Source organism: Acidovorax sp. GW458-11-26-14-TSB4 (assembly GCF_059423865.1).
In genome coordinates, this window is sequence record NZ_JBWKYR010000017.1 from 64260 (window position 1) to 76719 (window position 12460).

11 protein-coding genes are annotated in these 12460 nt (G+C 64.7%); all 11 read right to left on the reverse strand.

The genetic code is table 11. The annotated features are described in order from the left end of the window. Positions 1-13: 13 nt before the first annotated feature. Entirely contained in the window at positions 14-1882 is a 1869-nt protein-coding gene (locus AC07X5_RS25505; RefSeq protein WP_494772395.1) for a hypothetical protein, read from the reverse strand. 7 nt (positions 1883-1889) lie between these two features. Beyond that, entirely contained in the window at positions 1890-3635 is a 1746-nt protein-coding gene (locus tag AC07X5_RS25510) for a hypothetical protein (RefSeq protein WP_494772396.1), read from the reverse strand. A gap of 3 nt (positions 3636-3638) precedes the next feature. Then, positions 3639-4037 carry a hypothetical protein gene (locus AC07X5_RS25515; protein ID WP_494772397.1) on the reverse strand — a complete coding sequence of 133 codons (399 nt, stop codon included), beginning with the start codon at positions 4035-4037 and terminating at the stop codon, positions 3639-3641. Positions 4038-4039: 2 nt separating this feature from the next. After that, a complete protein-coding gene (locus tag AC07X5_RS25520) occupies positions 4040-7510 on the reverse strand; it encodes a tape measure protein (protein ID WP_494772398.1) in 3471 nt (1156 codons plus the stop codon). A gap of 131 nt (positions 7511-7641) precedes the next feature. Beyond that, positions 7642-8394, reverse strand: a complete 753-nt coding sequence (locus AC07X5_RS25525) for a phage tail tube protein (RefSeq protein WP_494772399.1) — start codon at positions 8392-8394, stop codon at positions 7642-7644. A 14-nt stretch (positions 8395-8408) separates the two neighbouring features. Further along, positions 8409-8882 (reverse strand): phage tail terminator protein, encoded by a 474-nt coding sequence (locus AC07X5_RS25530; RefSeq protein WP_494772400.1) that lies wholly within the window; start codon positions 8880-8882, stop codon positions 8409-8411. After that, on the reverse strand, positions 8879-9373 hold the full coding sequence (locus tag AC07X5_RS25535; RefSeq protein WP_494772401.1) for a gp436 family protein: 495 nt from the start codon (positions 9371-9373) through the stop codon (positions 8879-8881). The genes AC07X5_RS25530 and AC07X5_RS25535 overlap by 4 nt, the downstream gene beginning before the upstream one ends. Before the next feature lie 17 nt (positions 9374-9390). Continuing rightward, positions 9391-9765 (reverse strand): capsid cement protein, encoded by a 375-nt coding sequence (locus tag AC07X5_RS25540; RefSeq protein WP_494772402.1) that lies wholly within the window; start codon positions 9763-9765, stop codon positions 9391-9393. Positions 9766-9827: 62 nt separating this feature from the next. Beyond that, positions 9828-10211 (reverse strand): hypothetical protein, encoded by a 384-nt coding sequence (locus AC07X5_RS25545; protein WP_494772403.1) that lies wholly within the window; start codon positions 10209-10211, stop codon positions 9828-9830. A 99-nt stretch (positions 10212-10310) separates the two neighbouring features. Next, the gene (locus AC07X5_RS25550; RefSeq protein ID WP_494772404.1) at positions 10311-11276 is read right to left on the reverse strand and encodes a major capsid protein; all 966 of its coding nucleotides are present in this window, start codon (positions 11274-11276) and stop codon (positions 10311-10313) included. 36 nt (positions 11277-11312) lie between these two features. After that, positions 11313-12380: a hypothetical protein gene (locus tag AC07X5_RS25555; RefSeq protein WP_494772405.1), complete on the reverse strand. Its 1068-nt coding sequence runs from the start codon at positions 12378-12380 to the stop codon at positions 11313-11315. Between the last annotated feature and the right edge of the window lie 80 nt (positions 12381-12460).

The following is a 12460-nucleotide window of genomic DNA, read 5'->3' on the forward strand; positions in this document are numbered from 1 at the left end:
GTTCGAAGTTGCGTCAGGCGCTCGGCGGGCGGTCCACGTCGCCCCGGCACAGCAGCTCGAAGCTGTAGTCGGTGCCCACGGGGGGGCCGATCTTGATGGTGCGCACAGCAGCGAACGAAGCCATGGCGCCCACGGTGTGCACGAATAGCGCATTGCCTTGCGCCCAGCTTTCGCCCCACCCGATGGCGGGCAGCGTGAAGAACGGCACGCCGGCATCCGGGTTGATGGGGGCGAAATCCACGTTCATGCTGTGGATGCCCAGCGAGCCGGTGTACTCGCCGATGCACTCGAACGTGCTGCTGCTGCGAGCGAGCATCACCCAGCGCTGGGTGATGGCGCCGGCATTTGTGACCGTGATGGTCGCGTTGTAGCTGGCCAGGGCCGGGTTCCCGACGATGCTGTCCGTCCACACCTGATTCCATGTGGCCTGGTCCCAGTGAGGCAACACACGCGCGGTGAGGTTGCCTGCCAGCAGGGCCGAAGACACGACGGAGCCGTTGGGGAAATCGTGCGAGAGCTGGCCCACGAGGGTGAGCGTGCCGTTGATCTGCACGTCACCCACGCGGATTAGCTGCTCGATGCGGTGCTCATAGGTGACGGGCTGCGCCCAGCCAGTGACGTCCACCACTGAAAGCGTCCCGGCGTCGAGGTCCACGGTGTAGCCGGTGTGGATCGCCTGGCCATCGCTGCCAGTGACGCGCACCCGTGAGAGCCGCTCGCGCCCCATGGCGATAGTCTGTCCGTTGGACGCCGCAGCGGGGCCGACGAAGCCCGAGTGGCCCAGGACCACCATATCGCCCTTGCGCACCATGGGCACGCGGCCATCCTGCGGCAGGCGCACCGGGTCGAGGCCGAGGATGTCGGCGTCGATGGGCAGGTAGTAGTACGCCACGCTGTTGTAGCGCAGCGTGGTCGGATCGACCGGCCACGGGCGCCAGATCTTGTCCGCCTGCACCGCGCCCACGTCGGCTGGGTCGTACCACCATTCCAGCTTCTGAGCCGCCGTGAGCGAACTGTCGAGCACGAAGTCGCCGAACTGGATCTCGAAGACGCCCGTCTGGTAGTCCAGGCGGCCTTGCAGGTGGGTGCCGACCAGCAAGCCATCCGGGTCGGCCGTGGCCGTGAGAGAGTTGCCTTGCGTATCGGTGAGCTGCAACACGAAGCCGCCCGGGGCCAGGGGCGCTGCCTGGGTGCGACCCATCAACGTGGCGGTTTTCCATGGTGCGCGGCGGGTCCAGAGGCTTTCCAAGGTGAAGGCGTCAGGGCTCCCGTTGACAACCCAGTCCGTCATATGAGCCAGGCCCTGCGAGTAGTCCATGGTGCCCGAGGCGACACCAGGGTTGGCGTCGGTCCGGCCACGGTAGATGTTGCCCTCGAAGTCCCTGTACGTGTGGCCCATCCACGTGAATTGCACGCTGCCTGGCACCACGTAATCGGCTGAGAGCGGGCACAGGTCGATGGTGAGCAGTGGCGGGGCGAAGGTCTGAATGTGCTCGTTCGTGTCGGTGAAGCCCGTCGTGTAAATCACGTACACGTTGCCGCCGGCCAGCTCCTCGCTCACGGCCGAGGTTGAGTAGACCCCGCCCTTCGCGCTGTCGCTGCCACCGCCACCTTGGCCATTGGAGATCTGCGCGAACAGCTCCGCGTTCTCGTAATCGGTGTTGTAGCTCTGGGTGCGCGAGTCCTGCGACGCCACGCGGACTGACAAGGTCTTGGCGGTGTAGTTGCACACGCCGTGATAGGGGCCGAAGGTGCCGGCGCCGTTGTCGTGCAGCTCGTGGGCAATCAGCTCCTGCGTCTTGGACGTGGTCGACCGGGCCACGTTGTGCACGGCCTTGGCGCCGGGGATGCCGAATGATTGCTGTGTGGAGGTGTATGCCATGGTGAGATCAGTAGTCAGCGCGGAAGGCGTTTGGAGACATGCGGTCTTGCAGCCAGCCGTAGGCCACGTTGGCTGTGGACCCAGGGGTCACGGATGCCGGCGCGCTCGCGGTGGTGGTGACCACCTCGGTGGGGGTGGCCACGCCGCCCGAGTACGCCAGGCCAGGCTCTTTCTGCAGGTTGGTGCCCGAGTTGCTGCCCTCGGTGGCGGAGGTCGTGCGCGTGGTGAGCCACAAGACAACCATGGTTCCGGGCGTGGGCACCTCGGCCAAGGACATGTTCACGAAGCCTGAGCCGTCCGGGCTCAGCCCGCTGAAGGTCTCGACCTGGGTCTCCGAGAACTCGAAAGTGATTTGAAACTCTGCCCCCGGGTCAGGCATGGCCGAGGGCCGGATGCGCAGGCGGCCGGTGGCGTAGAGGATCTGCCCTGCGGCGTCGCCCGTGAGCCCGCCGCTGCCGTTATCGGTGGCGGTCTTGGTGACACCTCCGGACAGCCAGCTCACGGACAGGGTGCCAGGCTTGACCTCGTCGTGTTCGAGCACCAGGTCGTACTCAGGCTTGCGGAAGGTCGCGCCGCCCGAGCGGTTGGTGTAGCCGACCTTCTCACCCCATTGGATGATGACGCTGCTGCCGACATCCGGCATCTCCTGCAGGGTGATGGCCACGCTGCCGGTGGTGTAAACGATCTGGCCGGCGCCTGGGCCAGTGAAGGCACCGGCGCCGTCGTCCACCACGGTGTACCAGTTGCCCAGGGCCATGTAACTGATGACCACCGTGCCAGGCGCAGGAAGCGGGAGCAGCAGGTCGGTGTAGGCGCGGCGGCGGTTTTCTTGGCCCACCTTAATCCGGCGCGTATGCGGTGCCGCGCCCACTTCCACCCGTCGCGGCGCCTCAGCCAGGACCATGTTGCGCACTGCGGCCGGGCGCAGATCGAGCGCCACGGTCTCGGTCCGTGCGCTGGGCACGAGCTGGGTGTAGACGCTTTCCACCTTGATGGTCGATGCGCCCAGGTCGGCCGCAGCTGTCAGCGTGGTGGCACCGTAGTAGGTGGCAGCATCGGCCACCGTGGTATCCCGCAGCACCGTGCGTGCGGCGTTGCGCACAAACGCCCGGTCGGGGGCGGAACCTGGGAAGTTGTAGCGCAGGTCGTCGCTCAGCTCGCAGACCACCACATCGGCGGTGTAGTCCACAAACCCATTGCCCACGGAGTAGGTGAAGGTTCGCGTCTGCACTTCCACGCGGTTGACGCGGATGAACTGGCGTCGCTCGGTCGGCAGGTCTTCGTTGTAGACCAGCACCAGGGTGCGCCCGATTGCTGGGACCTGCGAGCCAGGCCGCTGGAAGATCTGAATGCTGTTCTGGCCCGCAACATGGTTCTCCAGTAGGTAGCCGGACCACTCACTGCTCTGGATCAGATAGCTCTCGATGGTGTTGGATATCTCGGGCCGGCGGGCAAAGGGCGCGCACTTGGCCAGGGTGATGGACACGTTCGGATCGTTGGGCGGCCGGGACACGATGATCTGCGCGTCTTGATAGGTGCCGGTGTTGTTGGTGCGCACCGCATAGTGAAGCGAGCGAATGGACACGTCCCCGATAGAACGGTCCAGTTCGGTGGCGTCATGGAAGACGCCGTTGCTACCGCCGTCGGCAACGACAACACCCGAGGGGCCGCCGCCGCCCTCCGGGTCATCGCTCATCACCTTGGATGCGAGCAGCTTGATGTCGCCTGCAAGGATGGGTGCGGGGGTGCTCATGGATCAAACCTCCAGAAAATGAAAGGTGGGCAGGTAGACAAGCTCGGGCGTGATCTCGCCGTCGAGCAGCTTCCAGATGGGCCGAGCTGTAAAGCCGCCCTGGGCGTGGTCGAAGATCACCGTGCGGGCGACGCCACGCACCACGAGTACGAGCTGGATGCCGGGCAGGGCCTGCCAGGCCTGGAGCGTGTCGCACAGCGCGCGCGAGATCCACGCGGCTGTTTCGGTGCCGACCAGCGTGATTGGCCGGCCTGCGGCCTTTGTGGCGACGTCCACGAGGAGCGCTCCCGTGGTGCTGTACGCAGTGGCCTGCTCCACTGGGCTCCAGTCGTACTCATCGGTCCAGTCGAGCCGATCGCTGATGTGCGCCGTGGTGCCGCTGTAGGTAAGGGTGATTGCCATGGTCAGATCGAGGACTGCTTGGCCTGGGCGAGTTTGCGGATCAGGCTTTCGTTGGTGCGCTGGCTCTCCTGGTCGGCATAGCGCACGGCGCCGCTGCCCACGCCGGTGATGTTCAGGTTGGTCATGTAGGTCGGGCTGCCCGCCCCGCTGGACATGCCAGAGGAGGAGGACGGGGCCGAGGCGGTGGGTGGTGCGTCGCGGCTCTCGGGACGCGCCTGGCTGGATGTCGGCGTGCTGGGCTGCTCGGTGCCGCCAGCTTTGCGCCGCGCCGCTTCGAGCACCGCGTTGCTGATCGCGTCATCCAGCGGCTGCAGGTTTACGAAGGGCGTGCCGCGCGAGCCGGTGTCCTTGAGCCTGTTCATGTCGAACGAGTCAGCAAGGGCGATGGCTTCCTCTTCGCTCAGGCCGGCCGTTTTTGCGCGGTCGTAGATGCCCTTGCGGGTCGGAATTCCGGTCTCTTCGCGCACCTTGCCTTCGGCGTCGAGGCTGCGGTGCTGGCTGTCCATGTTCCACTTCTTCTGGTACAGCTCCATCTCGCGCTCTTTGAGCTGGTTGGCCTTCTCCTGGGCCGCGATCTCGCGCTCACGGACCGCGTTCAAGCGCTCCAGCTCGGTGGTCGCGTCTCGGGTGGCGCGGTTGGAGCGGCCCTGGGCATCGGCGGCGCTGTTCGTGGCGTCTCTCAGGCGCAGGGTGCTCTTGCCGGCCGCGTCCACCTCCACGTTGAAGCCGCGCAGGGTGGCGCTGGCGGTGACCCATGCGGGGGCAATGCCGTTGTTGGCCGCAATGGCGGCTTCGGCGGCCTTCTTGAAGCCTTCGCTGAGCTCTCTTGCGCTGGCCTTGCCGCTGGTCGCCAGCGTGTCATAGGCTTCCTTGGCGGACGCGGCTACCTTTTTGAGCTCCTCGTCGCTGGTGATACCGAGCGCTTTCATGGCCTCGCGCACGCTGTTGATGCCGGGTGTGGCCTTGTCCAGGGCGTCCTTGAGTTCGAGGGCCTTTTCTTTGGCCTGGTCGAGTAGGCCGTTGGCGACCTTGTCGCCCAGTTCCTTGCGCAGGGTTTCGATGCGCCGGATCACCGCGTCAATTTCCGCCTGATTCTTGGCCCCGTCGATCATGTTGGACAGCGCCTGCCCGACGACAGCGGCCGTATCCACCCCGATCACCTTCAGCTCGGGCAGCTGACGGATCAAGATGCTCAGGTTGTCCTGCGACTCACGGAAGCCCTGGCTCATCTTGCCGAAGGCCGCCGGCACGTCGATGCCCAGCTTGGTCGCGGCCTGCTCAGCGATCAAGGCCAAGCCTGTGCGCATCGAGCGTTCGAAGCTATCCACCTTGGCCCGGAGCGCGTCAATTTCCGCCTGGGGCTTCTTCGTGTCGATGGCGTCCTGAAGCGCCGACTTGGCGGCATCCATGGCGCTGATGAAGTCCGCACGGAACTTCACCAGCTCAGTACCGCTGAGCTTGCCGATCGCTTCTGGCATCCTGGTGCGCAAGAGCTGGTCAAGGTCCTCGCCTCGCAGCTTGGCAGCGGTGAGATCCTTCACGATGTCGGCTATCGCCGTGGCCGGTGCGGGCTTGCTGTTGATCGCCGCTGCCAGCCCTGAGAGCGCCACGCGCGCATCCTCTGCGGCTTTGGAAACCTGGCCGATGGCCGCGACACCTTGACTCGCTCCTGCTGAAATCGACTGGCCCGCTGCCGTTCCCGCGCCGCCGAGCTTGTTCAAGCTGCCGGCGCCCGCATCCGCGGCCCCGGCCACTTTGGACGGAGCCCCCTCTGCGTCCTTCCACATGTCAGCGAGGATGACGTCCATTTCCTTGCCGCGCGCAATGTACCGGTCAAGCGCGGCGCTCACGGTGTCATCGGTGAAGACGGCAGCTGCAACGTCCTTCAGTAGGATCAGGTCATTGACCAGGGCCTGGAAAAAGCCGTTCAGTCCAACCCCGAGCTTTCGAGCCAGCTCGGAGTTGTTGTAGAGCATCTGCCCGATCTCGTAGCCGACCTCGAAGCCCACTGCTGCCACAGTGATGCTGAGTACTTTGGGGATCCGCGAGATGCTGGCTGCAAGCAGGTTGGTGGCGCCTGCAGCCACGGTCGCTTCGATGGCATACGTGCGGAGGGCCTGCGCGCCCTGAACTGCCAGGGCCGCTGTAAGAGCAGCGCCGGCCACGGCGGCCACCCGTGCAAGGGTGTCAAGATTTGCCGCGATGGCATTGATGCCCGTTGCCACATAGCTGGATGCATTCGTGCTGGCGTCCAGCCCCCCAATGAACAAGGTCCATTGAGTGCGCAAATCCTCCAAGGCACGGCCAGTGGTCAGAGGCAGAGACGCGAACTCTTTGTTGATGGCCTCTGCTTGTCCTTTGAGCGCCCTCACCACACGGGCGCTAGTGAGCTCCCCTTGGTCGGCCATGCCGCGCAGTGCTCCGATCGGCACTTGCAAGCCATCGGCCAGTGCCTTTGCCAGGCGCGGCGCCTGCTCCATGATCGAATTGAACTCGTCGCCACGCAGGGTGCCAGACTGCAGCGCCTGCACCAGCTGGCGCACGCTCGCCTCGCTAGCCTGGGCCGATGCGCCGCTCACCTGGATCGACTGGTTGATGGTCTTGGTGATGCCCAAGGCTTCAACATTGGTGATGTTCAGCTCTTTGGCGCTGGCAGCCAGACGCCCAAACAGCTCGGCCGTGGCGTCGAGGTTGCTGTGCGTGTCTTTGGCGACTTGGGCAATGCCGGCGACTGCGGCTTGCAGGTTGACTTGCTCGCCCACGGCCAGGCGCACGCGCGACTCAAGGTTCTTGAACTGGTCGGCAACCTCATTGATGGAAACGGCGAAGCTAGTTACCTGGCCAACAGCAAACGCGCCCGCTACGGCTTGGGCCACCTGGGTCAGGGTGCCCTGATAGCCCTTGGTGCTGGCGACCGCTCGCTCGGTGGCCGTGACCGTGTCATTGACCGATTTCGGTGCTGCGGCGCCCAGCTCCTTGAGCCGAGAGGTGGCGGCAGCAACTGCCGTCTCCACATCGCGCATACCATTGCGCAGCAGTGCCTGCTTTTGTGCCAGGCCGGCTGTTTCGATGCCGTTCTCTGCAAGCGTGCCGCGCATGGACTGCAGGCGCAGCTGGGCGGCCTGGTAGGCGTCCTTGGTGCTGTTGACGGCTTCGCGCGCGCGGGCAAAGTCTGTGACTTGCTTCTTGGTTGGCGCCTCAATCGCGGCCATCTCGCGGCCGAGCTGCTGTGCTTTTTGCTGCGCTGCTTCGAAGGCCGCCGCTGCGCCGGTGCTCTCCTGCTTTATCTTGGCAAAGCTGTCGATGAGCTGCTGTTGCTGCTGCATCTCAGCCAACTGCTGGCGTAGCAGCGCCGCTTCCCGCTTGAACTCGCTGGTCTCGACGCCGGCTTTCTCCAGCTCCTCGATAACCTTCGTGAGGTTGCTCAGGCCCTCACTCTTGATCCCGATGGTGTATTCAGCGCGTTTGTCCATACACGGCAATGTGCCGCGCGCGCGCGAGTTGGGCTAAATGGAGCGCATCACTGTTTACGTCCCCGTAGAGGCTCACTTTGCGCTGAGTGAAGCCTTGGGGTGTGGGAGGGGCTGGTCAGCCCCTCACCGGATTACACGTGCGTGGTGCGCATGTATTTGCTGATGCCCACGCCCGTCTTGGTGGGGTCCTGCAGCACTTCACCTTCCACGTCCAGCGAGCTGAATCCCTTCTTGATGAGCGTGAGTTGCTTGGCGATGCCTTGCGATACGCGCCAGAGATCCAGGATCACTGGGCGGCCGCCCTCGGCTTCGTTCAAGCCCCCAAGACGGAAGGTCAGCTCAGGGGCCTTTGTGGTGAGCGCCTCGATCGCCACTTGGTCGCCAAAGCTGTAGCTGACGGTGATGTCGTCGTCCTGGGCCAATCCAGCCGCGTCAGCACGGATCCAGATACCTTCGGGCAGCAGGTCGAAGTTTCCTGCGGATGCAACAGTAGTCGCGCCCTTCTTCACCACCAGCAAAGTGACGTTGACATGTGGCAGCGGGATCAAGCCGCCCAGGCGCGCCTTATAAGGAACATCCGTGACCGTACCCGCATCCAGCGGGGTGACGGTGCCCAGGACGCCGCGCGCCCAGTTGATGATGTTCAGATCGGCAATCTTGAGCTTCAGCGAAACGCCCGTGACGCGGCGGATCTCGCCGTGCGTACCGCCTCCGAGGATGGTCATGTCTTCCTGCTTTTCCACCGACTCGGTCTGCTCTGTGGTCGCCTCCAGCACGTTGCCGATTGGCGTGAGGGGCGCGGCACTGCCATAGACAGTCGCATAGAGCTTGCCCACCAAGGCGGTGGGGGCGTAGGTGCGCTTGATGATTTCGTTTGCAGCCATTGAGTGGGCTCCTATTACTGTTGCGGTTTGCGAAAAACGGTTTGGGCGATGAAGGCCGAAGGGAGGTACTGGAGGCCTGCGCTGTAGCGCGCGGGCGGGGGTGATGTCATGGATAGCGGAAGCGTTGCGCCTGGCACCCTCGCCGCGTACAGCGCGCCCACCACACGAGCCGCCAAGCGCCCCGCGCTGAGCCGAGCGACCTGGCCGCTTCGTACGGTTGCGGCGCTGGACACCACAGCAACCACGTACCAGGTGTGATCGAGCAGCAGCGTGAGGCCCTGGTCCTCGAAGACCCGATAGCCGCCGTAAATGATGTGGACGGCAGGCGTGCGTTGCTTGCTCTCCACCACATCAGCGATATCGGCGGACGTCAACACATGGACTGCCGGGCTCATGCCCTCCACTGCCTGGCGCACCAGTTCCACCAGGTGCGGCTCCAAGGCCATGAAGTCATTGGCCTCCTCGACGGTCATTCCCTGGGTGCTCATGCGAAGCCTCGCAGCGAGTCGTCGGTGATCTGGCGCGGGCTGAAGCTGAAGTGCACCTCTGCATCCCCTGGCGCATCGCCGACTGCCAACGTGCCAGGCGTACCGCCCCAGGGGCACGAAAGATTGATCTTGCCTTCGGAGATCTGCAGCAGCTCGCGTTCAGCGGCTTTGAACCGCAGATACACCTCGTGCTCCGGAGCCAACTGGTCATGCAGGTAATAGCGCGCCACGTCGCAAGTGATGCGGGCCAGTTGGGGCGGGGAGACGAGCTCGACGGCGCCGGGATTGCCTGGCACGGGAGCGGGCTTGCTGCAGCCGGTCAGCGGCAGCCTAAACACCCGACCCACGAAGCCGTCGACGAAAGCGTGCGCATCCGCCAGGGCCTGATCGACCTTGGGGGCCTTTACGGCGACCAGGTCGATATCGGTCAGCTCGATGAGCTCGCGCTCACCAAAGCGGGTGATCAGGTCCTGGACGGTGGCGTAGTTCATTGCGCAGCGCTACCTGGTCAGGCGTGGACGTGCTTGTACAGCTGCACTTCGATCAGCTGGCCGGCCTGGGTGGCAGCGCCCAATGCGCGGCCGCAGTGGTCAGCGGCCGAGCCGGTAATCGCCTTGCCATCGGTGCCGACCTTCACCAGCGCGCCGAAGGCGATCGCGGCCTCGGCTTCCACCAGGGCGCTGTAGCCGGTCGTCAGCGAGACGGCGTCGCCGATCTCGGCGGAGGACTCGGTGACACCTTGGCAATCCTTGGCGCCACCGGCGATCGAGGGATAGCCGCCGTCGTAGGCGGCGAAGCGGCAAGCCGCCAGTGCGGCCGTGGCCACGATGGTGACGCCGTGCTGTTTGTCGAACTGGCGGCCGGTATTGTTCTGCGATGGCATGTGATGCTCTCCAATGGGCAAAAAGATGGTTCGGGGCGCGGTGGCGAAGGCGCGGGAGCCGATTACTGTTTGGCGGCGGCGGCCTTGGCGGCGGCTTTCTCGGCCTTCTCACGGGCCTTGGCTTCAGCGGCGGCCTTGGCCTCGGCTTCCACCTTTGCAGCGGCCTCTTCGAGCTCCTTGGCCTCTTGCTCCGCCTTCTTGCGGGCTTCGTTCTCGTCCTCGATGAGGCGGCGGGACTCGGCAACCTCGCGCTCTGCCATGCTGGCCTCGAACGCAGCGTTGCCCTCTTCATGAGCGACCTGGGCAGGGTCCTGGGCTGCACGCGCCTGGACGAGCTCGCGTTCGTCGTGATAGCTCAGCTCGGGCAGAGGCTGGCCTGGCTGGATGATGGTGCGCTCGCCGCCGATGATTACGGCGGTGGCCACGAGGGCGATCAATTGGGACATGTCGGTTTCCTTGGACTGGGGATCAGGGCCCGGCGGCACGGCGGCCGCCGGGGGTTCTCGCTCAACGCGATATCGGGGCCTCGTGGCCCCTTCCAGAGGTTATTTCGGGTTCTGGAACAAGAAGGCGGCGGAGTCGTAGGCCACGTTCGGCTGACGCTCATAGGTGGCGCCGTAAATCCAGCTCTTAGAGCCGTTGTCGTAATACGGCGTTTCGCTGAAGGGGTGGCCTTCAATGACATTCGTGAAGCCGAAGCCTGGTTCTGCCAGGCTGATGTCCGCGCTGCCGCCCGAGCCGATGTTCGGCACGTACGCCAGGATGGCGTTGTTGCCCCACACATCGCGGCCGACGTCGGTTTCGTCCTTCCACACCGCATCACCCACCACGATCTCTGCGACGTTCAGGATCGTCTTCAGCTGCTCGATGGTGGCCGGCCCCAGGTTCGTGCTCGGCAGGTAGCCCTTCACTTCGGGGTTCATCGACAGAGCCGTGAAGGCATCAGCGCTCAAGGCCAGACGATTGGGACGCTTGCCGATCTTCTTGCGGATCACGTCGGCCGCTGTGCGAATGTCGGTGACAGGCGTGCCGGTGGAAGCGCTCCATTTCGTGCCGCCAGCCAAGGCGAGCACATGGCCGGCCGCATAGCTGGCTGTATTGGTCGCCACCGTTGCAACGTCGATCTCATAGTCCAGGCCGAGTACATCGTTGGCCGTGGCCATGGCGATGCGGGAGACGTCCAGGTAGTTGCCGACGTTCAGCTTGCGCTCCGCGTCCGCTTCGCGCAGCAGTTCACGAGGAATCGGCACTTCTACGGAGTATTGCTTGACCGAGTAGGTCTTGCCTTCGAAGTTGATGTTGATGCGCTTGGTCGCAGTGCCAGGAGCCCGGCGCAGGTTGTAGCGGCGCAGGCGTTCATCACCCAGTTGGGCCAGCGTGACGCTGGAGAGAGCCTGGGGCAGGCGCGGAAAAATGCGCTCCGCGATGAAGGTGCCCTGACCCATGCCGAGCAGCAGGTTGGTCAGGATGGGGTTTTGCTTGAGCCGGATCTCGGCCAGGGTCATTGTCATGGGGTAGCGTCCTTGATGGTGGATGGATAGGTCCGATCAGCTGGTGAAGCTGGTGGTGACAGCGGTCAGGGCTTCGGCGTAGTCCGAAACCTTGTGCTCCCGCATGTAGGCGCGGGCGGCCTGATCGATCTCGGCATCAGACTTGCCCTTCGCCTGGCCTTGCTGCGCCTGGCTCGCCCCGGAGTTGCCGGGTGCGAATTCGCCGAAGCTCACGGAGGGCTTGGCGTTGGAGATCAGTTCCTGCAACCACTGGGTCGGGCTGACCGTGCGCGTGGTATCGCCTTCGCTGAAGGAAACGGGCTTGGCGTCGGCCAGGCTCTCCAGGGTTGCGACGGCCATGTCCTTGTCCTTGGGCTGCAGGCGCCCGGCCGTCACCTGGGCTTCGGCGAAGGAAACGAAGCCGGCCTTGCGGTTGGCGCGGGCGGTTTCGGCAAACGACGCGGCCTGGGCCGTGGCAGCTTCAGCCGCCGTTTTTTGCGTGGCCAGGTCCTGCTCCGCTTTGGCGCGGGCCTGTTGTTCTGCAGCAAGCTTGGCATTGGCTTCGTTCAGTTGGGTTTGCAAATCGGCGGGCATGTCTTCGGGCTCCTGGGTGGTGATGACGAGATCAGTGGTGGCTACGGGGTCGGAAAAGTTGATGGCGCCGGTGGCGTCGTCCTCGGAGAACTGGATGCTCTTGAGGCCGGCGATCGCAGGCTGCTGGGCGCCGAGGAAGGCGACGTGGCGCAGGTACCACTTGCCAGGGGTGGGGTTGTTGGGAGCGCCAGGCGGATAGAACGAGGCGCTGCGCTTCTTGAAGCGCCCAGCCGTGACCATCTCGGCGAACTGCGGCTCGACCTGGTGGGTGCTGATCGACAGCGAGCCTTCGGGTGTATGGGTGACCGCCTTGACCCAGCCATAGGCAGGCAGGTTGTCCTTGGGGTGCCCGATCACGAGTGGCGCCTCGCGCAGGGCCGGGTCGTAGCTGGCCGCCATGCCAGCCACGTCGGTCTCCGAGAAGTTGTGCGCAATGCCCGAGTCGTCGATGTGACGGCCGGCGCGGAAAATCTCGATGCTGTCCGGCAGAGCGGCTGCGGCGGGCTTGATGGCGGTGGTCTTGGAAGGCATGGACCGGATGGTCGCGCGATCCCCTATCGGCGCCTCAATGGCGCAAATCACTTATTGAGAAGCAAAAAGGCCCCGACGCG

Bases quoted from the DNA above. Each gene is read 5' to 3' on its own strand.
- AC07X5_RS25505 (WP_494772395.1), bottom strand. From the start codon at position 1,882: ATGGCATACACCTCCACACAGCAATCATTCGGCATCCCCGGCGCCAAG.
- AC07X5_RS25510 (WP_494772396.1), bottom strand. From the start codon at position 3,635: ATGAGCACCCCCGCACCCATCCTTGCAGGCGACATCAAGCTGCTCGCA.
- AC07X5_RS25515 (WP_494772397.1), bottom strand. From the start codon at position 4,037: ATGGCAATCACCCTTACCTACAGCGGCACCACGGCGCACATCAGCGAT.
- AC07X5_RS25520 (WP_494772398.1), bottom strand. From the start codon at position 7,510: ATGGACAAACGCGCTGAATACACCATCGGGATCAAGAGTGAGGGCCTG.
- AC07X5_RS25525 (WP_494772399.1), bottom strand. From the start codon at position 8,394: ATGGCTGCAAACGAAATCATCAAGCGCACCTACGCCCCCACCGCCTTG.
- AC07X5_RS25530 (WP_494772400.1), bottom strand. From the start codon at position 8,882: ATGAGCACCCAGGGAATGACCGTCGAGGAGGCCAATGACTTCATGGCC.
- AC07X5_RS25535 (WP_494772401.1), bottom strand. From the start codon at position 9,373: ATGAACTACGCCACCGTCCAGGACCTGATCACCCGCTTTGGTGAGCGC.
- AC07X5_RS25540 (WP_494772402.1), bottom strand. From the start codon at position 9,765: ATGCCATCGCAGAACAATACCGGCCGCCAGTTCGACAAACAGCACGGC.
- AC07X5_RS25545 (WP_494772403.1), bottom strand. From the start codon at position 10,211: ATGTCCCAATTGATCGCCCTCGTGGCCACCGCCGTAATCATCGGCGGC.
- AC07X5_RS25550 (WP_494772404.1), bottom strand. From the start codon at position 11,276: ATGACAATGACCCTGGCCGAGATCCGGCTCAAGCAAAACCCCATCCTG.
- AC07X5_RS25555 (WP_494772405.1), bottom strand. From the start codon at position 12,380: ATGCCTTCCAAGACCACCGCCATCAAGCCCGCCGCAGCCGCTCTGCCG.